Below are 21,270 nucleotides of genomic sequence, written 5' to 3'. Positions count from 1 at the left end.
GAATATTTGGACATATCAAATTCCTTCTTAGAACTAACATTAATCATACCTTACCATTTTTGCAAAGAGAAGAGTTTTTTTGATTGACGTTCTTTAAAGTAAGCATACCACTCTTTATCATAGGGGTTAGCTACTGCTCTAATTTTCTTATGGCGGCGAATTGGTACACTTGTCGCTTGGAAGAGTTCTTTCCATTCAATTATGTTTTTATTCTTAGCCAGTACTGCAAAACACCATTTTCGAGACTCCTTGACTTTAAAGTATTTACCTTTAATCCAACGTAATCCTTTATTAGGATGTCTGCGTTTTGACCAGTGCCATAAGGCTTTGAAGATCTCATGGTCCACTTTTTCGTAAGCTTTTCTCGCACATATTCCTCGATGGTAATTGGCCCATCCTCGAATTTGAGGTGTAAGCATATCAATTACTTTTTCTTGGGTTTCTGCGTTCTTCTTGCGAATTAGGTACCGGATGCGCTTCAGAAGTCTGTTTACACTTTTTTCTGAAGGTTTGATGATTAGTTTTGTTTTGTACTTGCGTACTGTCTGACCGAGAAAATCGAATCCCTGTTCTATGTGTGTGATCTTTGTCTTTCCTGCCGATAAAGATAGCCCTCTTTGGCTCAGGAAATCCTCTACAAGCCGTTTGACTTTAGTCTCTAGAATTTCTTTCGATTTTCCAGTTACTATAAAATCATCCGCATAGCGGATCATGTGTACACCATATTTCTTGCGTTTTTTGGTTCCCTTTTTTCCGAAATGTTTATTGAAAACATCATCAAGACCGTCGAGAGTTAAATTAGCAAGTACAGGAGATATAATTCCACCTTGTGGAGTTCCTGCTATTGTGGGATGTAGCATTCGTCTTTCTACGAATCCAGACCTTAACCATTTATTTAGGATACTCTTTTCCATTGGAATTGAGTTTTTCAACCAGTGGTGGTCTATTTCATCGAAACACTTCTTAATATCCCCCTCTAAAATCCATTGCGGAGCATCACGTCTTGCCAATGTTATGAAAATTTGACTTACTGCATCTGCTGCTGAACGATGCACCCTGAATCCATATGAGTGAGTGTCTCCTATTGTTTCTGCAACAGGGTCCAAGCCCATAAGGTATAAGGCTTGTATCGCACGATCTTTTATAGTTGGAATACTAATCGGCCGCTTGCCGCCCTCAGGCTTGATTAGATAAATGCGTCTCATAGGTTGAGAGCGATATCCACGTCGCTTTAGGCTAGCAATTCCTTGAGATTTAGCTGAAGGACTTTGCCACAACTGATTATCAACACCAGCCGTGTATTTTCCTTTGTTCGAAGTTACGCGTTTCACTGCTAATGCTTTAGCACTAAAACTACGTGTGAGAAGATGTTGTAAAGTTTTCACTTTATTCCATCTCCCATCTTTTGTTGCCTGAACAATACGAGCTTGTAGCTTCCTGGTTTTTTTCTTACATTGAGACCAATTAATTTGGTTCCAGTGCTCGGCAGTACCGAAAGGTGCACTTACAATTTTACCTGTAACCATCTGCTTTCCTCTCTTTAAAAGTTTTACAAACAATCTTGTCCAAGATGACCATTGTGGACGTCAGTTCTCTTTCGAGCCAGGTAACGTTAAACCTGTATCACATCCATTACAGATGAGCGTTCACTTTTTCCACACTCCCAATCCCACATACCCATAAGCCTTTCTCACGATCGACCTTACTGAATATCCAATATTGGTACCCAGAGATATATGGGGTTTCCGTGTTCCACCTATTAAACAACAACGGGTTAGGATTGATCTCTACACCGGTGACCTTGATGTTTGCGTATCAAATGCGTTCAGTTTGATAACCAGTCTACTTACCTTTTGGTTCAAGCCTATCAGTGTCTTTGGCTTGTTCGACGTAACGATGCTTAGGATCATTTGCTTGCGCTATCCATACCATTAACCCTAGCCCCCGTGCCAACTCGACACTTATAGCATTGTTCTTTCTTCGCAGACCGAACTTCTCCTTTTCAGGCGGGTTCATTGTCCTAAACGCTTTGCACAAAGCATTACTGCTTTTGTACAGTCTAGTAGGGTACGAGCGGCAAAACACTCGGTTTAGTCAGGGTGACCTGCTAAACAATTTAATAAGCGACTTTTCACGTCGCACAAACGATACATCATTTTTGGGATCAAGAAACTTAGAAAAAGTCATAAGAAATCAACCTAAAAAGCATTAATAATTATACACAATTCTGAAGAAATGTTCAAGTTTTTTATTTTTTTAAGTTTTGAATGCGTTGATGAAAAAAATGTCTCCCATAGATGGCTTTAGAATGCTACTACGCACCTTAGACGTCCTTTTGTACATCTTTTATCAACCCTTCTATAAAGCGCCTTAAAAGGCCGGTAAATGGATGCTATGAGTTTGTAGCTGTAGGAGACATCAAAGATACCCTTTTTGGTGTATAAAAATACGAATCTACGACAACATCGTTTAAAGAAATTAGCAGCTATTAATATCTTCTACCTTTTCATAAAAAAATAAACAAAAAAAAATTGAAAATTTGATTTGACTTCACCCAAAAGCTATGGCTTTATGCCAATACTGCTAAGAAAATAACAGTAAACATTTAAAAATAATTTATTATTAGTGAAGGGTATATTATATGAACAATAAGAATAAAAGTAAAGATCGTAAAAAAGAAATAGTGACCTTACCCAGAAAAAGTGGAGAGAAAGAAAAGAGTTTTTTTGGGTAAAATAAAATTTTGGAGGATTAGAAATGGCAAGAGAATATACGGCAGAATTCAAATTGGAAGCTGTTAAGCTGGCAAATGAACAAAGAAAGGTAGGTCAACCAGTTGCAAAAGTAGCAAGAGATCTAGGAATAAGGGATAGTGTATTAGGAAAATGGATGAAGAAATATAACGAAAAAAGTCAGCGGCAAATGCATTTCCAGATGTAGCACCTTATGACAAAGAGAGATTTGATTTACAGAAAGAGTTAGCAAAAGTAACAAGAGAAAGAGACATTTTAAAAAAAGCCCTGGCCAGTCAAAAAGAGTAAAATATTTTTTCATAAAAGAGCATAGTAAACACTATAAAGTGCAGGAATTATGTAGGGTTTTCTGCTAGTGGCGACTATAAGTGGACTACAAGGAAAATAAGCAGTAGAGAATCAGCAAATAAAGAGTTATTAGCAGATATTCAAAAAATATATCAAGCTTCTAAATGTAGATATGGAGCTCCTAAAATTCATGCTGAATTAAAGGCTTTGGGTAAAAGTTGCAACTTAAAAACAGTGCAAAGTATTATGCAGAAAAATGACATCAGGGCTATACTGAAAAGAAAGTTTAAAATTAAAAAACAACAAACAGATAATAGAGCTGTAGCTCCCAATATACTAGATCAAAACTTTATTGTTGATCAACCAAATAAAGTATGGGATTACTTACATCAAAACCAAGGAGGGATGGCTATATTTGGCAGCAATAATTCTCACGTATGGTAGTTAATGAGTAGTGCAATAAATAAACAATTGGTTATGAACTCTTTATTAATGGCCGTTAACAAGCGTAAACCTGCCAAAAATCTACTATTACATAGTGATCAAGGTTCACAATATACTGCGCAAGGGTATCAATATCTCTTATCCATAAAAAACATAGATGAGTCATAAAGGTTGTTGTTACGACAATTCTGTTGTGGAAAGCTTCTTCAGTTCTCTAAAAAGGGAGTTACCAATAGACACCTCTCGGCACTCTAAACAGCATATCAAAACTGCTATATTTGAATATATAGAAATTTTTTATAACAAACAACGTCACTATTAACTGTTGCATTCCAGAACAATTTGATGCATCATTCTTTTTGTAAAAAACATTCCAAACTTTCTCTCCACTTTTTCTGGGTAAGGTCATCATAGCATTAGTTAGATGCATTAGAATTGATCATGATGATGTACATATAATGTTTAGGTTTCAAGAACTTGCTCTGGAAATGCAAAAAAAATGTTCAACATTATGTCGCGAGTCAAACTTAGGGTATTTGGCGTCTCATGTTTAATTTTTCGCACTACGTGCATCGCATGTCTTTAAAAATTTCTGGGTTTTTACCTATATAAGCCGAAACGCGCTTATAAAGCGTTACAAGACATCAAAAAATGCCAATACTCGACAGAGATAGTAAAAGACTAGCTAACTCGGGGATTCTTTGTCTTTTTTTCTGCTTAGTAAATTTCTTAAACATTTGCAGCGTAGGTTAGTTGCAATTAAAAGCAGCTGAATTTCGCTTGTCAAGCGTTTAAAACATAAAAAACGCCAATATTTTAAAGCGGATAATAACCCCAGGGCTTCTTTTGCCTTTTTTTTTATTTGGTAAATTTCTTAATGTTTATGGCTAAACGACAATCGTCATCCCGCTACGTGTTAGCGGGATCTATGCTTTGAGATACTGCGAAAGAATCGCGGTATGATGGTTAAGTAAGGGATCTATGCTAAGAGATGCCAAAGACCTTCATGAAACTTTGCCCATTTGGCTTCTCTAAAGATTTCGTTTACAGAATCTAGTAACTCAGCTATGCAGAATAAAAAAAGTTTGTATGGTATACAAATAGTGTGTTTTTTTTATAATTATTTTCTATAATACATAAACCTTTGGTCCAAGCTGTAAATGCCACCATAGGCATTAAAAGTTAATTAACAAACTGCAATGTATAATGAAATAAAGACACTTGCAAGATTTTGATCTTGCAAATCATAAACTTTAATAGTGTCTGTTACTGCTTTTAGGTGTGAGGCTAGAGGGTTATTAGCAGTAACAGACGCTATTAAACTTATTATAGAATTTACTTAAAGTAAATACTTAATTTAAAATATTATAATATTTTTACTTACAATAGATTTATGTAAATGCTTTTTTCCTCAAATTAGTATTGTACTATTATACTTGTTGAATGCTAAAAAATTATTAACCATCACTAATCTCTATTTGCATAGTAAGTTTATATATACTATTATACAGTATATCACTTAGTTTTATAGCAAACAAACAAAAGATATGGTGAAGTTATTTGCACTATTGATAATATTTTACTCAAATATATCTGTTGCCTCTGCTCCTACTTCCTGGCAATTTGGATTTCCTGTTCCTGCAACTGAAGTAATGGAGGCTGTAGTTAGGTCACATTCGTTTGTGATGCTTGTGATGGTTACAATAATGCTTTTTGTGTGGGCGCTGCTTGCTTATATAGCGTTTCGCTTTCGTAAAAGCAAAGTAACAAACATAAGTAAAACTACCCATAGTGTTCCTTTAGAAATTATTTGGTTTGTTATACCAACTATCATTGTTGGAATATTAGCCTTTGAAAACGCTAAATTACTGAAGCTACAGGAAGAAATACCGAAAGCTGACATAACACTAAAAGTTATTGGCCATCAATGGTATTGGAGCTACCAATATCCAGAATATCAAGGTGTGTCATTTGATAGTTATATTAAGGGAAAAGAAGACTTTATCGAAGGAGATTTAAAGCTATTCTCTGTTGATAACAACATCATTTTACCCGTTAATGCTAACGTTCGTTTACAAGTTACAGCAGGAGATGTGATACACAGCTGGGGAGTACCGGCTTTTGGTGTAAAAATTGATGCGATACCAGGTAGGCTGAATGAGGCGTGGTTTAATATCAAAAAGCCTGGTGTTTATTACGGGCAGTGCTACGAATTGTGTGGTCAAGGCCATGGATTTATGCCAATTGTTGTTGAAGCAGTAAGCAAAGAAGATTTTAATAAGTGGATTGAAAATAGAAAATTAGTGAGTTAAATTTGGAGTATAGATATGAGTGACGTACCAAAGGGCATAAAGCGTTGGTTGTTTTCCACTAATCATAAAGACATAGGGACACTGTACATTATTTTTTCCATATTAGCTGGAATTATTGGTGGATTATTATCGGTGATTATTCGCACTCAGCTAATGCACATTAATATACTTAACAATAATTATCAATTATATAACGTAATGGTTACAGGGCATGCGTTGATAATGGTGTTTTTTATGATAATGCCAGCCTTAATGGGAGGATTTGGTAATTGGTTTGTACCTCTCATGATTGGCGCACCAGATATGGCATTTCCTCGTATGAATAATTTAAGTTTTTGGTTATTAGTGTCATCTTTTATTTTGCTCATTCTCTCAGTGTTTATTGGTGAAGGTCCAGGTACAGGTTGGACTTTATATCCACCTTTATCACAGGTAATGTCCCATCCAAGTGCAGGAGTTGACCTTGCTATACTTGCACTTCATGTTGCTGGTATGTCGTCAATTGTTGGGGCGATCAACTTTATAGTTACTATATTTAACATGCGCGCAAAAGGCATGTCATTAACTAAGATGCCACTGTTTGTTTGGTCTGTCTTGCTAACAGCATTTATGTTGATTGTTGCTTTACCAGTGCTTGCCGGTGCTATAACTATGCTTCTTACTGATCGCAATATTGGCACTTCCTTTTTTGATCCTGCCGGTGGTGGCGATCCTGTGTTATTTCAACATCTATTTTGGTTTTTTGGTCATCCAGAAGTTTACGTAATTATTTTTCCTGCATTTGGCATCATAAGTCAGGTTGTATCAACTTTTTCTCACAGACCTGTATTTGGTTACATAGGGATGGTTTATGCAATGATAGGTATAGCAGTATTTGGCTTTATGGTTTGGGCTCATCATATGTTCACTGTTGGGCTTAGTGCTGACGCTGCTGCATTTTTTAGCACTACCACAATTTTTATCGGTGTTATAACTGGTGTAAAAGTCTTTAGCTGGATTGCAACTATGTGGGGTGGAGCAATTGAGTTTAAGACCCCTATGCTATTTGCACTAGGTTTTATTTTTATGTTTGTTGGCGGTGGCATAACGGGAATAATTCTTTCTCATGGTGGAATAGATAAGCTCCTGCACGACACCTATTATGTTGTTGCTCACTTCCATTATGTCATGTCACTTGCTGCATTATTTGGAGCTTTTGCTGGCTTTTATTATTGGATTGGTAAAATGTCGGGTAAACAATATAATGAGCGCTTAGGTCAAATCCACTTTTGGCTTACTTTTATTAGCACCAATATCACTTTTTTACCTCAACATTTCTTAGGATTAGCTGGTATGCCAAGGCGTATACCTGATTATCCTGATGCGTTTATCCCTTGGAATTATATATCCTCAATTGGTTCGTATATGTCCTTTGTTTCAGTTATGTTTTTTGTGTTTATAGTTATACATCTCTTTAAATGGGGCAAGAAAGCTGGAGATAATCCTTGGGGAGGTGACACCTTGGAATGGACGGTATCTTCACCACCGCCTTTTCATACTTTCGAAAAACCACCAGTGGTAAAATAGAATGTACACAAGTGTTTTGCTAAATGTTGAATCAACAATACTGGATTTTTGGCGTTTGCTGAAGCCAAGGATAATGTATCTTGTGGTATTTACTGCAGTTGCTGGTATGGTTACTGCACCAGTTAGTATGCACCCTTTTCTAGCACTAATATCTCTTATATGTGTTGCTCTTGGCTCAGGATCTGCAGGTGCTATAAATATGTGGTATGACAAAGACATAGATCTGCTCATGGAAAGGACAAAAAACCGCCCTATACCTTCAGGTAGAGTTTCTGCAGAAAGCGCGCTTGAATTTGGTATAACTCTTGGAATATTGTCAGTATTTATCATGGCAATAGCAGTAAATTATATTTCTGCTGCTTTGCTTGCAGTTAGCATATTATTTTACGTTTTCGTATATACAATTTGGCTAAAAAGGCGTACTCCGCAGAATATCGTTATCGGTGGTGCAGCAGGTGCTTTTCCTCCAATGATTGGCTGGGCAGCTGTAACTAATTCTGTCAGTTGGGAAAGTTTCATTTTATTTTTAGTAATTTTTATGTGGACTCCGCCACACTTTTGGGCCCTATCTTTAAATAAGTCTGAAGACTATGCAAAGGCATCGATTCCAATGTTCAATATTGTTTATGGTCCGGAAAAAACAAGAAAATATATATTAATTTATAGTGTCTTGCTGGTGCTAACTAGCTTGCTTCCAGCTCTATTCTTGAAAAAGGCTTTACTTTATCTAAGCATGGCAATTTTTGCAGGTTGCATCTTTATTTGGTACGCTATGTCAATTCTCAGATTCAAGAACCACAACTCACAGAAACAAATGTTTTCTTACTCAATTTCTTATCTATTTTCCCTATTTGCCAGTATTATTTTTTGTTCTATTGATTTATTTTAGTTATGAAAGAACGGCAGAAACATAAAAACTATTTTTTCCTTTTCCTTTTGGTAATGCTCGTTGTCACACTTTTTTTTGTTTCTATAATAAAATTTAAAGGTGCAGCTTAAACTACCTTTAGAAATTGTGCTTTCATAAAAGCAACTATATACTTTGTTAACCGATATAAACAAAGATGAGTAAAAAAGAAGTGACAATATATACGGATGGGGCGTGTTCTGGTAATCCTGGAGCGGGAGGATGGGCAGCTATCATATTATTTCAAGATTCCAGAAAAGACATTTATGGTAGAGAAGAAAATACCACAAACAATAAAATGGAGTTAACAGCGGTGATCAATGGGCTGAAAGTATTGAAATTTTCTTGTAATATTAATTTATATATGGATAGTCTTTATGTTAAACATGGCATAACAGAGTGGATAAATAAGTGGAAAATGAATGGCTGGAAAACAAGTAATAAAAAATCAGTAAAAAATATGGAATTGTGGAAAGAGCTAGACAACGTTGCTTCACAACACGAAATTGATTGGAAGTGGGTTAAAGCACACAGTGGCGATAAGTATAATGAGGAGGCTGATAGTTTAGCAAGAAAAGCAATAATCGATGCTTAAAAAAATCACTATATCACTTTCCATAGTTCTATTGTTTGTATTCTGCTTATTTGTCTTTTTTAAGGGTGAGAGTCCTTTAGAAATCAATATTAATTATATTAATTTTTATGTTAAACATAAAATATCAAAGATATTTGTTGGCTCAAGCGTTAATATGGAGAATACCTCAGTTGTTTGGCAGAAAGGTAGTAAAGATCCGTATTTAGTCATTACAGATTTGGCAATAGCAAATCCTAATTTTACTATAAAAGTTCCTGAGCTTTTTGTACATTTTAAGTTAAGTTCCTTATTTAAAGCTAGCACAAATCTCTCTCAGGTTTCAGCTGATAATGTGCATGTATATATCAAGAGAGAAGAAACTAATGTTAATCCGCAAAACTCATTAGACCTTTTGGATAATCATTATTTAAGTAATAACCGCCTTCCTTCGGTGTCATTCCAGCGCGTGACGCTGGAATCTAGAAAAAAAGAAACCTGGATCCCAGTGTCAAGCACTGGGATGACAGGAAAAAAAGATACTGGGATGACAGGGAAGAATTTCAAGATGACAGAAAGCAGTGCAAAAAATCTATTAAAAACAATAAGGGAATTTTTTTTTGACTTAAATGCGGATTCAAAAATTGAATTTACTAACATCGCTATTGATAAAAGCACAGAAGATGAATTTTTTATTGATAAATTATATATAGGGAAGGGGGAAGATTTTAATGTTTTAGATATTCATGTGAATACAAAAGATGGAAAGGGATTTTTGGATGATTTATCAATTACGATAAAAAATCGCAACAATTTGCTAAATGTGTACGGGACATTTTATGATCTAAAATTGGGACTATTGAGCAAGTTTTCTACATTAGTTAAAAGCTACAATTTGGACAAAAATATAGGATTCAAAGGAAGCTTCTCAGTGAAAATTAATAAAAAGGATGAAATTGTAGATGGAAATATATACGTATTAAATACAGAAAATTATTTGAACAAAAATTTGGCCTTAACTAATGTAAATATAAATTTAACATATAGTAATGGAATTATTAGTGTAAAAAACTTCCATTTTAAGTTAAATGACACGTATCTCTCTTTAATAGGCAAAATGAACTTTAGTACAAGTCATGCTTTGCTTAGAATTAATATTAGTAAGTTTGCTGCAAAGGATTTATGTACTTATATACCAGATAGTGTAGTAAATAGTAAATTTAAAAGCTGGTATTGTGATAATATCGAAGGGGATGTTTTAAATACCATTGTAAGTTTCAATGGCAAAATTAACAATTTGGTTGATGACGATCTGTCAGACATTGTAATTGTTGCTGATATAGAAAACGGTAGCGTAAAATTTGATGAAGATTTTGAGCAAGTAAAGGAATTAAAGGGTGATTTGATCATCAAGAATAACGATCTTGAAATTACTGTAAATAGCGCTAAGTTTCAGAATTTCACTGTTAATGGTGGTGATATTGCAATGAAATCTCTCAATAAGGAAAATTCAGTTCTAACCATTAATGGCCAAGCTGTAAGTGATGCTTATGGTTTATATGAGCCTATAAAATTTAAGCTGGATGATGTGGTGAAGGTTGAAAGGGATAAAGTAAGTGGAATGGCAAAATCCGTATTTAATTTTCGCATTTTTAATCTAAATGCTGATGACAAAAAAGTAGATTTTTCGGCCAATTTTCATTCCGAAATTGACAATTTGGCCGTCTATAATGCAAGTCTTGGTAAATATGATGTTAAGCTTAGTTTTGGCAGTGACTTTATAGATTTAAATGGTAGTGGTATGGTGAATAACACACAGCTATTATTTGACCTGAAAAGTAGCAATAGGAATGAAAGTTTCGCCTGGAATTTGACCGGAGATTTACCTGCTCAAATATTTAATTTTGATAGTGGCTATGTCAGTGCAAATTTAGAGTCAGTGATAAATCAAGATAAGACGGGGTATGTTAATGGTGATATAGATTTATCAGAATTTGAATCACATTCAAGCTACTTAGGGTGGAAAAATCGCTTTGAAGATCACAATAAAATTTTGTTTTCTACAAGGTTAAAAGGAGCAGGTGAATTGTTAGTAGATAAATTAGACATTGTAGGAAATGACCTAGATATAAAATTCAGCGGAAGAGTAGAAAATGGAAATTTATATTTAAATTCTAGTAGCTTTAAATTGCCTGATAATGATTTTAGTATAGAAATTGAATCAGGTAAGGAGAAAAATGCCATAACTATTTATGGTGAGGAAATTAACTTAAGTGATATTTTAGGCTTGCTTGGCAAAAACAGTAATGGATTAAATAAAGATATAGAGATTAGTATGAATGTTGACAATGTAATTATGAAAGAAGGCATCGTTATCAAAAATGCTAAGCTGAATGTAACCTGTACTAAAGGTAATTGCAATGGAAGTCAATTTACAGGGCAGTTTCTGGAAGATAGCAGCAACATACTAGCAGAATACAGTGGAATAGGGCTCGAAATATATGCGGATAATTCAGGTATGCTTTTGCGTTCCTTAGGCATTAGTAAATCAATTAAAAACGGCAAATTGTCTTTTTATCTCTCTCCTCAGAGAGAAAGTGGAGAACATTATGGTACGTTATCCATTAGCAATTTCTACATCAAAGATGCTCCACTACTTACTACTTTATTGTCGATGTCTTCATTGCCTGGCATTGTAAATGCCATAAAAAATGAAGGTGTATACTTTTACAAATGTAATGCACCTTTTTCATACAAAGATGGCACTATTGAAATTGAAGAATCTTGGCTTGAAGGGGCGGAGTTAGGTATTAGCACTGGTGGTAAGCTCGATATTAGAAATTATAAATTCCAGGTTGCAGGACAAGTAATAACAGCATATTCAATTAATAAATCTTTGTTAAAAATTCCTATAATTGGAAAACTTCTTACTGGTGGGAAAAGTAGGGGAATCGTTTCAATAGACTATAAAGCAAGTGGTGATGACAAAAACAATAACGTATCTGTTGATCTTATCTCTTCGCTAACTCCAAACCTATTAAAGAGGTTATTGGGAGTGTTTGATCACATTATGACAAAAACTAATAAGGCTATTGTCAGCAATTAAAGTGGTATGAAAAAAAAATTTGGTTCGATATGACCAAAAGGGAAATTATTTAACAAAATTATAGACAAAAATGCAAGAATTTCAGAATGATCCACCTAATTTTTCATCTAATTATTTAAGTAATGCCACTCCCTTTAGCCTCTCTATATTTGCTGAACAACTAAAAAGGGTAGGGGGTGGTTGTAAATTGTATCTGTTCAGCAGAGTGGCAAAATAAGGTAGACGAGAAAAGACAACTATAGGAACAAATGGGTGTCATGCCAGTGCGTGACACTGGTTTCCATCCAAAAGGGTGTCATTCCAGTGTCAGCTACTTTCATGACATCGTTTACTATGTGCCATATTGTAATGTTCGTACAGTTGTGGAATGAATCGCGGTATGACGTGTTGCTTGGGTCAGCTATAGTATAAATATACTAGGGGTTATAGTTTTCTTATGCTGCCTTTTTGTTATTAGACAACCACAATATAAAGGAGTGAAACGGATGCAAACAGTAGTGCATTTCTGCACCAAACGTATTACCTTTAACGAATAGTAAAATGTGAGATTTTTTGGAACTACCGTGGAGCAATTGCTCCACGGTTTCATTCTACTTAGAATCCACCCATGCCACTCATTTCTCCTGCACCCATAGGAGATGAAGCATTTTCTTTGCTTGGTACATCAACTATCATAGATTCAGTAGTTATCAGCACACTCGCAACAGATACCGCTGTTTCAAAAGCAATACGCACCACTTTTGCTGGATCAATCACACCAGCTGTAAACGCATTAGCATAATTCATAGCCTCAACGTTGTATATAAGCTCTTTATCATTCTGCTTAATCAAATAGTCAATTATAACAGCAGATTCAAGACCAGCATTTTTGACTAACCTTCTAATTGGAGCACTGAGAACTTTCTTGATAATGTTTATGCCTATTTGTTCCTCGTCACTTGCACCTTTTAATTTGTCGAGAATAGATGAAGCATAAAGAAGCGCAACCCCACCACCTGGAACTATACCTTCTTCAATTGCAGCTCTTGTTGCATGCAGCGCATCTTCGACTCTATCTCTACGTTCTTTAACTTCCACTTCAGTTGCTCCACCAACTTTGAGCACAGCAACGCCACCTGATAATTTCGCTAAACGTTCTCTTAGCTTTTCTTTATCATAATCAGAAGTTGAAGTTTCAATTTGAGATTTAATCTGCTCGATTCTAGCTTTCACACTGTCAGAATCGCTATTTTCGCTGACAACTGTGGTATTATCTTTAGTAATTTTAACATTTTTAGCCGTACCAAGATCATCAAGCGTGAGATCTTCCATCTTGATTCCAAGTTCATCTTTTATGACGTACTTAGCACCAGTTAAAGTTGCTATGTCTTCGAGCATCTCCTTTCTTCTGTCACCAAAACCTGGAGCTTTTACTGCAGCAACTTTTAAACCACCACGCAATTTATTGATAACTAAAGTGCTTAATGCTTCACCTTCGATATCCTCTGCAATAATAACCAAAGGTTTACCAGATTTAACAATAGCTTCAAGAATAGGAAGTAAAGGTTGAATAATATTTAATTTTTTCTCTGTAATTAATAGATAAGGATTATCAAGCTCCACGATCATTTTTTCATTATTTGTAATAAAATACGGAGAGAGATAACCGCGATCAAATTGCATGCCAGTAGTCAGCTCAACTTCTAACTCTTTTGAACCTTTACTCTCTTCAACAGTTATTACACCCTCTTTTCCAACTTTTTTCACGGAATCAGCGATACTGTTACCTATATCCTTATCACCATTTGCAGAGATTATTGCAACTTGTGCCACTTCGTCTATTTTCTCTAGAGAAATTGTACGAGACATTGACGCAATTTCCTTTAATATTACATCTTTTGCCTTCTGTATTCCGTTTTTAATACCAACACGATCGTTTCCAGCAGCAATTGATTTTGAAGCTTCCATTATCATGTTGCTAGTTAGTATTGAGCACGTTGTTGTACCATCACCAACTTTGTCGTTACATTGAGAACAACTTTGTGCAAAGATGCTTGCTATCGCAGCGTTTAATGGTTTTTCAGGCTTGATACCCTTCATCACCTTATAACCATCTTTTGTAATTTCTGGTGCTCCATAGGGCTTATTAATCCCTACTGTTTTTCCTCTAGGTCCTGCAGTTATTGCTACCGTTGAATCCACTATTGCTGCAACTTCACGAAAGGCTTCTTGCAACTGCTCACCTGATACTACTACATTAGTCATTTTTATCACCTCTTGTTAATAAAAAATTTAGAAAACTATAATAAAATCATTTACAATGCGCTATGTTGCGCTTTGTTTCAGTTTAGTAAAATAAAGACTGCTACTTAATAACAGCAAGTATATCGGACTCTTTCATCACGATAAGCTTCTCATTATTATGTTCTATTTCTGTACCAGCCCATTGGCGATAGAACACTTTATCACCAGCTTTCACAGTTAAAGTTACGCGTTCGCCACTTGAATTGCGTGAACCTTCACCAATTGCTATAACTTCACCTTTAGTAGGTTTCTTTTCAGCACTTGATGGAAGCACAATTCCACCTTGCTTTTCTTCGCTAATAGGCTTGATCAGCACGCTATCATCTAATACATTTAAACTTATACTTGACATTTGTTTTTCCTCATCAACAAATTAACTTATAAGTTTATATATATATACTCGTAAGTTAGATTTCAAGGGCTGGAGCTTGTAAAATATGCACGCCATTATAAAATATGCACGCCAAAAGCAGTTTCTAAAAGAGCCTAATGTTATATAATAAAATTTAGATTTATTTATAGAGATTTCATGAGTTATATACCATTTTTAAGTCGTGGTGTGATAGTGCTATATGGGCCTGACACTAGAGATTTTCTGCAGGGTATTATAACCAATGATATTAATAAGTTGGATAGCCAAAAAGCCATTTACTCTTTATTGCTTAGCCCTCAGGGAAAATATCTATATGATTTTTTTCTTATTGAATATGGTAAATACACCCTCTTGGAGTGCGAAAACATGCACTTGCAGCAAATAATCGAGAAACTAGATTTACTTAAAACTTATTTGAGGGTAAAGATTAAAGACGTTAGTGCACTATATAAGGTTGGGGTTTTGTTTAATACTAAGTTGGCGGAGTGTAGTAGTAAGTCACAAGTTATTTTTCAAGATCCAAGGCACAAGCTGCTAGGAATGAGGATCATACATAAAGATGAAATGAAAGAGCCGGTTGGGGATTTTACTCAGTATGAAAAAGTCAGAATTCAAAATCTCGTTCCAGATGGAGCGAAAGATATGGTGCAGAATTCATCGTTTCCGCTGCAATTTTTAATCGATAAAGTAAACGGTATAAGCTTTAATAAGGGGTGTTATATAGGTCAGGAAGTTGTAAATCGAATGAGCAGACAAGAAATATTCAGAAGAAAACTTTACCTTGTTGAGGGGGATAACGCACTTCCAGATATTGGCACTAAAGTGACAAATGAAAACAATGAGGAAATAGGGGAACTGCGCTCTAGTGTAGACAACATTGGATTTGCATTGCTTAATACTGGAAAGAGCCATGCAAATTTATATGCTGGTGGGGTCAAGTGCGTTAAGACGTTGAAGTCTTAAGGTAGCCCATATAGAAACGAAAAACTTGCTTGACACCCTTCGCCAGCGCCCTTATCATAACAGTGAAGCTATTTCATTTAACTTCGCAATCTGTGCAGATTAAAACGACAAGGACTCCTGATATAATGTTGAACATTTTTTTTCTCCATTTCCGGGAATGTTCAAAAAAGCATACGCGTCAAGTTAAGGAAATAAAGGTATGAAAGAGATAGAATAATAAGGTATAAGTTCTCCCAGATATACTTTTAGTGAGAGAACCAATGAATAAAATAACTTGCTTATCAAAAAAGCTCAAAGAATTTTTTAATGAAAAAGCAGAGAAAATCTCAATTACAACAAGGTTTATAAAAAGAAAGAGAAAGCTAAAAGGTTCATCATTCGTAAAAGCCATGGTCTTGGGTAATATAGGAGTTGATAATTGTAGCGTAGAAACAATGTGTCAATTACTAAACGAGGACTCGATAGATATAACAAAACAAGGTTTGGATTTTAGATTTACTGAAGAAGCAGTGGAATTTATGAAAAGGATGTATAATGAATCTGTGATTCTCTTTAAAAATATCTTGCAAGTTGATTGCAAAATCTTACAGCAATTTAATAGTGTTAAATTATTGGACAGTAGCTATATTACTCTACCTAACAGTATGGAAGAGATGTATAAAGGTTATGGTACTAGCTACAGTGGCTATGAAAGCAATACTAAGTCTGGAATAAAGTTACAATTAGTTTTCGATTACATGAATCAGATAATAGACCAACTTAATTTAACGGAGGGAATAAGATCAGACCAGGGATATAGGAAACATTTAAGTAATATATCAAGCAATGATTTGCTAATATCTGATCTCGGTTATTTTGTGCCAAGTTCTTTTAAACAAATCAATGAAATAGGAGCTTATTTCATAAGTCGTCGATACCAACGTATATGATGTAGAAACAAATCAAAAAATGGAGTTATTAGAATGTTTAGAGATTTTTAGAAAACGAGGTATTGTTAGGAAAAGAAGCAAAAATTAGAGTAAGAATTATATGTCAGAAACTAACTGAAGAACAGTCTATGGCCAGAAGAAGGAAAGCTAATAGATTAGCAAGATCGCAGGATCCTCTAAAAGAAATCAAAAATTATTGAACTGGTATAACTAATGTTCCAGAAAATAAAATTAGTGCTGAGCAAGTATTAACGATTTACAGAGTAAGGTGGCAAATTGAGTTATTATTTAAATTGTATAAAAGCCATATCAGGCTTGATAAGCTAAAAGGAAAGCCATGCAGAGTATTATGTGAACTATATGCTAAATTGTGCGCAATTCTTATATTTCACGGCATAGTTGGTTGCACAGAAGTGAAAAAGAATACAGAACTTAGCTTAACAAAGGCATTTATTGAGCTAAAAAGGCGGGTTAGAGAGTTATTTTTAGTATTAACCAAAATTAATAGTTTAAAAGCATTTCTTAAAAAACTCACTATAACTTGGTCGCGATTTTCATTAAAAGACAAACGTAGAAGGGCTAGAGTATCCACTTTAACCTCTCTAAATTTGCTCACAATCTCTTAACTTGACGCGTATGGTTCAAAAAAGTGTGTCAAACCGAAAAAAAAGTAATAAATTGATATAAAAAAATGGAGGTTTGACAATGAGTCAGAAAGTAGTAAACAGAACTACCGGTTTGGTAGATTACAAAGAACTGGAAGCAAATATACTGTTATCAATAAGGGAAGGCAGACCATTAACAGGAAGGGATGGAGCATTTACACCACTTATAAAAAAGCTGCTGGAGGCAAGTTTGGAAGGTGAAATAGAAAATCACTTATTAGCTGAAAGTGAAGAGAATAATCGAAGAAATGGGAGAAATGGAAAGACTTTACGGACAAGTGCACACTCACTTCTTCTTGATTTTTTGGTTTATCTTGTCTACCTATTTTGCCACTCTGCTGAACAGATACACTCAACTTATGGTCAATACATCTTCTATTAAAAATTGTACAAATTCATTGCCATTCCAGTAATTCATAGAGATTTTACCCAAAATAGCTTTAACATTACCCTGCATGATAGCAGAGCCAAGATGAGTATTTGCAGAACGAAATGCAATAGCTCTTACCATAACATTATCATCAGCAATAAAACATTTTATATGGTCAACTCCTATAACTTCAGGCTTTCTTATCTTTGCTCCTTGGATAATAAACCTTGGTTCAGGATTTCCAACTCCAAATGGTCCCAAGCGTTGCAATTGATTCCATAAAGACAAATTTATTGCTTTAGCAGTTACTATACTATCAGCTTTTAAAGTTTTCTCATTTATAGAGTTTGAAAATCTTTCAGTAAAAAAATCATGCAAATCATTTATTTTGTCTTCTTTAATTGAAAATCCTGCCGCCATACTATGGCCACCACCTTCAATAATCAAATTTATAAACTTTGCGGAAAGGACTGCAGCACCGATATCAACTCCCAAAATTGATCTACAGCTTGCTTTTCCTATTCCATTATTTAAAGATATCACTACTGTTGGCAAGTGAAACTGCTCCTTTAGCCTTGATGCAATTATACCAATTATTCCCTGGTGCCAATTGCCACTTATCATTATAAAATTCGCACCTGATTGGGCAGACTTTTCCGCTTGTGCTGTAGCTTCCAAGAGAGCCTCATTTTCTAACACTTTTCTTGCATTATTCAAATCTATTAATTTTAGCGCGATTGAATGTGCCTCTTCATCATCATCGGTGGAAAGCAACCTTGCACCAAGCGATGCTTCTCCAATTCTTCCTCCAGCATTTATGCATGGCCCAATACTAAACCCTAATCGAGAAACACTTGGTTTTTCAAGGATTCCCAAAGCATCAAATAAAACACGCAAGCCAACGTTTTTTCTTGTTGACATAACTTTTAATCCTTGTGAGACAAGTGCTCTATTGAGGCCTGTGATCTGCATAACATCACAGACAGTTCCCAGGGCAACCAAATCCAACAGATCAAATAAATCTGGTTCTTTTTTGTTGGTAAAAAATCCTTGCTCACGTAGGCTTTTATTAAGAGCAACAATTAGCAGAAATGACACTCCAACTGCTGCTAGGTTATTATAAGGAGAGCTCTCATCAAGGCGGTTTGGATTCACAACTGCTACGGCGCTTGGTAATTTTTCCGTACCAAGGTGATGGTCAACAACTATAATATCAAGACCAAAAGCCTTTGCATCTTCTATTGGTTGATATGCAAGCGTACCACAATCAACGGAAATACATAAATCAATTCCATTCTTTTTAAGTTGTAATAAAGCATCTGTGTTTAATCCATAACCCTCATCAACACGATCTGGAATGTAGATTATAGAGTGTATATCGATTGCTCTCAGGTACCTGTTAATCAATGCTGACGACGTTGCACCATCAACATCATAGTCACCAAATATTGCAAGGTTTTCATCATTTTTTATTGCCCGTATTATACGAGAAACAGCTTTATCCATATCAAGAAGGTGAAAGGGATCTGGTAATAGCGATCTGATTAGTGGATATAAGAAGTCGCTTGCATTTTCTATGTTAACACCACGAGTAACCAATATTCTTGCTAATATTTCTGGTAACTCAAATCTCTGTGTAAGAGTTAAGATTTGCCTTTGATCTGCTTCTTGCAACTTCCACAATGCATTTGTTATGCTGCGCTTTTCAATTTCAAGTAGCATATTCTTTCTTTGTAAATAAAACTACTTTACCAGAATTTTTAAGCTTGTTCTATAATTGTATTAGACTTCTGCATAACCTAAACTAAGTAGAAAAAAGGTATCATCTAAGTAGCTGACACTGGTCTCCATCCAAGAGGGCAGTAGCCCCTTCGGTGTCATTCCAGCGCGTGACCAGGTCTTTTTAGCTATCATAGGATGACAGAAGCAGACACTCCACTTTGTCGTTCCAGTGCCTCCTTTTTTTGGGGTTCCAGCGTCACGCGCTACCTTCCGTATAAATATTAAAAAATTTACCAAATGAAAAAAAAGGCAAAAGAAGCCCCGTGGTTGGCTAATTACTTACATTATACTTTCAAGTATGGCGTTTTTTTATTCTAAACGCTTAATAACCGCGATTTAGTTGCTTTTAAGCCGCAACTAATCTAAATTATAAACATTAAGAAATTTACTAAACAGAAAAAAAGGCAAAAGAAACCCTAGGGTAGCTAGTTATTCACTATCCATTTTTTAAATCGGCGTTTTTTGATGTTTTAAATGCTTTATAAGCGCATTTCAGCTTATATTAGGTAAAAACCTAGAAATTTTATAAAGACATAAGGTGCACATAGTGCAAAAAATTAAACATGGGACGCCAGATACGTGAGTTTTTTTGTCATTTAATCTGTACAGAGAAGATAAATAAATAGCTTCAGTTTCATGATAAGGGGGCTGGCGGAGTTTGTCAAGGAAGTTTTTTTTGTTTCTATGGGTCAGTTGGTACGCGCTTTGCCTTTTAACAGATGTAAAAGCACAATTATTACGAACAACATTCCACCAACAACTGATATAGCGCCACCTATAATGAAGCACGTGCGTGCTAACATTGACGAAATACTTGGCAGATCTGCAACCTTCCTTAAAGCACCATATCCACCAAGCCACACAAGGCCAGTGATATGGAGAAAATGCCCTATACTGTAGGCATAAATCTGTAATCTTACCATGGAACTTTTTATCTCTTTAAAGTTTAATTTAGGTAACATCCAGTAGACAAAATTCATAAAAGCTATAGTGATACCAACTACAGAACCGTGATAATGAGCAGGAATCGTGACATTACCTTCAATAGTCAACACTCCGAGCACATCTCCATAAGTGAACAACAAAAATGAATGTAATAAATAGTTGCTTTTATCATTAATAAAAGTTCTGATGTTGTAGCACACTAATATTATCAAAAAGCACGGCAAAACTGCTCCAGCAATCCTCATATGCCAAGTAAAAAACTGTATTAACTTGGCACTATCAACTGGATAAACAAAATATACAAACGGTGCGCCTACAGCTAAAATCGTGTTTATAAATAGTGGTAAAATAGTAATTTTATTGTTTGAAGCTAAACTAATATCATTGGAACTTAGCATTATTAAATAGACTAAAAACATTCCTTGAGTAAAAGCAAACTGCAATAAATGTCCGCCTCCCCAAAAGAGATATTCGTAAAATAAATTATTATCTGAGTGATATAGACCTGGAGGCATATTATTATATGCTAAAACAAAGCAAAGAAATGACGATACAAGTATAATAACTAGCCCAATTTGCCCAACAGAGAGAAATGAAACCTCTTTTTTTGATGTGTATGCTAGCATTGTATTTACTAATATACTGGCAATAAATAAACTGAGTCCAAGTAAAAATAATTTGTTTTGTAATACGGGAATATAGTTACTTTTGATAACTTCAGTGTTTGGAACGAATGCGGATATAAACATGAGCAGCATCGAAAGGGTTGATAGAACCCATGAAAAGTTAAACCAACTATTGGTATTTTGTAGGTTTATGATAAAGAGCAGAGATATTATAGAGCACATCCACACTAAAATTGACAAGTTCACGTGTATTACCAGCGCATTATCAAAAATATATTGTGCAGAAGGAACAAGAGAGGAGATAAAAGGCAATCGTAGAAAAATAACAATTATTGACAGTAACCCAGAGCAAGCAAGAGCACATACTGCCAAGAACATCCATTTTCT

12 protein-coding genes and 3 pseudogenes are annotated in these 21,270 nt (G+C 35.1%); 9 read left to right on the top strand and 6 right to left on the bottom strand.

Going from position 1 to position 21,270, the window contains the following annotated elements:
- Positions 1-50: 50 nt before the first annotated feature.
- A complete protein-coding gene (gene ltrA / locus OOL03_RS01890) occupies positions 51-1,526 on the bottom strand; it encodes a group II intron reverse transcriptase/maturase (RefSeq protein WP_264707109.1) in 1,476 nt (491 codons plus the stop codon).
- A gap of 316 nt (positions 1,527-1,842) precedes the next feature.
- Positions 1,843-2,016, bottom strand: coding sequence for a hypothetical protein (locus tag OOL03_RS01885; RefSeq protein ID WP_264707108.1), 174 nt, complete (start codon positions 2,014-2,016; stop codon positions 1,843-1,845).
- 741 nt (positions 2,017-2,757) lie between these two features.
- On the opposite strand from OOL03_RS01885, the pseudogene OOL03_RS07135 reads away from it, so the two are divergent.
- The 6 genes and pseudogenes from OOL03_RS07135 (at position 2,758) to OOL03_RS01845 (ending at position 11,947) form a co-directional block, all read left to right on the top strand.
- Positions 2,758-3,850, top strand: a pseudogene (locus OOL03_RS07135) (IS3 family transposase).
- Positions 3,851-5,032: 1,182 nt separating this feature from the next.
- Positions 5,033-5,797, top strand: a complete 765-nt coding sequence (gene coxB / locus OOL03_RS01865; protein ID WP_264707497.1) for a cytochrome c oxidase subunit II — start codon at positions 5,033-5,035, stop codon at positions 5,795-5,797.
- A 15-nt stretch (positions 5,798-5,812) separates the two neighbouring features.
- Positions 5,813-7,363: a cytochrome c oxidase subunit I gene (gene ctaD, locus OOL03_RS01860; RefSeq protein ID WP_264707496.1), complete on the top strand. Its 1,551-nt coding sequence runs from the start codon at positions 5,813-5,815 to the stop codon at positions 7,361-7,363.
- A 1-nt stretch (position 7,364) separates the two neighbouring features.
- Positions 7,365-8,252 (top strand): heme o synthase, encoded by an 888-nt coding sequence (locus OOL03_RS01855; protein WP_264707495.1) that lies wholly within the window; start codon positions 7,365-7,367, stop codon positions 8,250-8,252.
- Between the two features lie 175 nt (positions 8,253-8,427).
- Positions 8,428-8,865 (top strand): ribonuclease HI, encoded by a 438-nt coding sequence (rnhA, locus tag OOL03_RS01850; RefSeq protein ID WP_264707494.1) that lies wholly within the window; start codon positions 8,428-8,430, stop codon positions 8,863-8,865.
- Positions 8,858-11,947: a DUF3971 domain-containing protein gene (locus OOL03_RS01845; RefSeq protein ID WP_264707493.1), complete on the top strand. Its 3,090-nt coding sequence runs from the start codon at positions 8,858-8,860 to the stop codon at positions 11,945-11,947. The genes rnhA and OOL03_RS01845 overlap by 8 nt, the downstream gene beginning before the upstream one ends.
- A gap of 594 nt (positions 11,948-12,541) precedes the next feature.
- Here OOL03_RS01845 and groL read toward each other — a convergent pair.
- Together groL and OOL03_RS01835 are read right to left on the bottom strand one after the other, a co-directional pair.
- Positions 12,542-14,191, bottom strand: coding sequence for a chaperonin GroEL (gene groL / locus OOL03_RS01840; RefSeq protein WP_264707492.1), 1,650 nt, complete (start codon positions 14,189-14,191; stop codon positions 12,542-12,544).
- A 100-nt stretch (positions 14,192-14,291) separates the two neighbouring features.
- Positions 14,292-14,573, bottom strand: coding sequence for a co-chaperone GroES (locus tag OOL03_RS01835; RefSeq protein ID WP_173862895.1), 282 nt, complete (start codon positions 14,571-14,573; stop codon positions 14,292-14,294).
- Between the two features lie 186 nt (positions 14,574-14,759).
- On the opposite strand from OOL03_RS01835, the gene ygfZ reads away from it, so the two are divergent.
- From ygfZ to OOL03_RS01820, 3 genes and pseudogenes are all read left to right on the top strand, one after another.
- Positions 14,760-15,566 carry a CAF17-like 4Fe-4S cluster assembly/insertion protein YgfZ gene (gene ygfZ, locus OOL03_RS01830; protein WP_010962504.1) on the top strand — a complete coding sequence of 269 codons (807 nt, stop codon included), beginning with the start codon at positions 14,760-14,762 and terminating at the stop codon, positions 15,564-15,566.
- Between the two features lie 260 nt (positions 15,567-15,826).
- Positions 15,827-17,121: pseudogene (locus OOL03_RS01825) on the top strand (IS4 family transposase).
- Positions 17,122-17,200: 79 nt separating this feature from the next.
- Positions 17,201-17,458 (top strand): annotated as a pseudogene (locus OOL03_RS01820) (IS256 family transposase); the annotation flags it as partial.
- Positions 17,459-17,512: 54 nt separating this feature from the next.
- On the opposite strand, the gene recJ reads toward OOL03_RS01820, so the two are convergent.
- Positions 17,513-19,252, bottom strand: a complete 1,740-nt coding sequence (gene recJ, locus OOL03_RS01815) for a single-stranded-DNA-specific exonuclease RecJ (RefSeq protein ID WP_010962506.1) — start codon at positions 19,250-19,252, stop codon at positions 17,513-17,515.
- Positions 19,253-20,001: 749 nt separating this feature from the next.
- The gene (locus OOL03_RS01810; protein ID WP_010962509.1) at positions 20,002-21,261 is read right to left on the bottom strand and encodes a cbb3-type cytochrome c oxidase subunit I; all 1,260 of its coding nucleotides are present in this window, start codon (positions 21,259-21,261) and stop codon (positions 20,002-20,004) included.
- Between the last annotated feature and the right edge of the window lie 9 nt (positions 21,262-21,270).

Source organism: Wolbachia endosymbiont (group A) of Acrocera orbiculus (assembly GCF_947250015.1).
GTDB lineage: Bacteria > Pseudomonadota > Alphaproteobacteria > Rickettsiales > Anaplasmataceae > Wolbachia > Wolbachia pipientis.
Note: the sequence above shows the minus strand (reverse complement) of the source record. Positions and strands in the feature narration are given on the sequence as shown.

Excerpts from the sequence above, each read along its gene's own strand:
- ltrA (WP_264707109.1), bottom strand. The coding sequence starts at position 1,526 with ATGGTTACAGGTAAAATTGTAAGTGCACCTTTCGGTACTGCCGAGCAC.
- OOL03_RS01885 (WP_264707108.1), bottom strand. The coding sequence starts at position 2,016 with ATGAACCCGCCTGAAAAGGAGAAGTTCGGTCTGCGAAGAAAGAACAAT.
- coxB (WP_264707497.1), top strand. The coding sequence starts at position 5,033 with ATGGTGAAGTTATTTGCACTATTGATAATATTTTACTCAAATATATCT.
- ctaD (WP_264707496.1), top strand. The coding sequence starts at position 5,813 with ATGAGTGACGTACCAAAGGGCATAAAGCGTTGGTTGTTTTCCACTAAT.
- OOL03_RS01855 (WP_264707495.1), top strand. The coding sequence starts at position 7,365 with ATGTACACAAGTGTTTTGCTAAATGTTGAATCAACAATACTGGATTTT.
- rnhA (WP_264707494.1), top strand. The coding sequence starts at position 8,428 with ATGAGTAAAAAAGAAGTGACAATATATACGGATGGGGCGTGTTCTGGT.
- OOL03_RS01845 (WP_264707493.1), top strand. The coding sequence starts at position 8,858 with ATGCTTAAAAAAATCACTATATCACTTTCCATAGTTCTATTGTTTGTA.
- groL (WP_264707492.1), bottom strand. The coding sequence starts at position 14,191 with ATGACTAATGTAGTAGTATCAGGTGAGCAGTTGCAAGAAGCCTTTCGT.
- ygfZ (WP_010962504.1), top strand. The coding sequence starts at position 14,760 with ATGAGTTATATACCATTTTTAAGTCGTGGTGTGATAGTGCTATATGGG.
- recJ (WP_010962506.1), bottom strand. The coding sequence starts at position 19,252 with ATGCTACTTGAAATTGAAAAGCGCAGCATAACAAATGCATTGTGGAAG.
- OOL03_RS01810 (WP_010962509.1), bottom strand. The coding sequence starts at position 21,261 with ATGTTCTTGGCAGTATGTGCTCTTGCTTGCTCTGGGTTACTGTCAATA.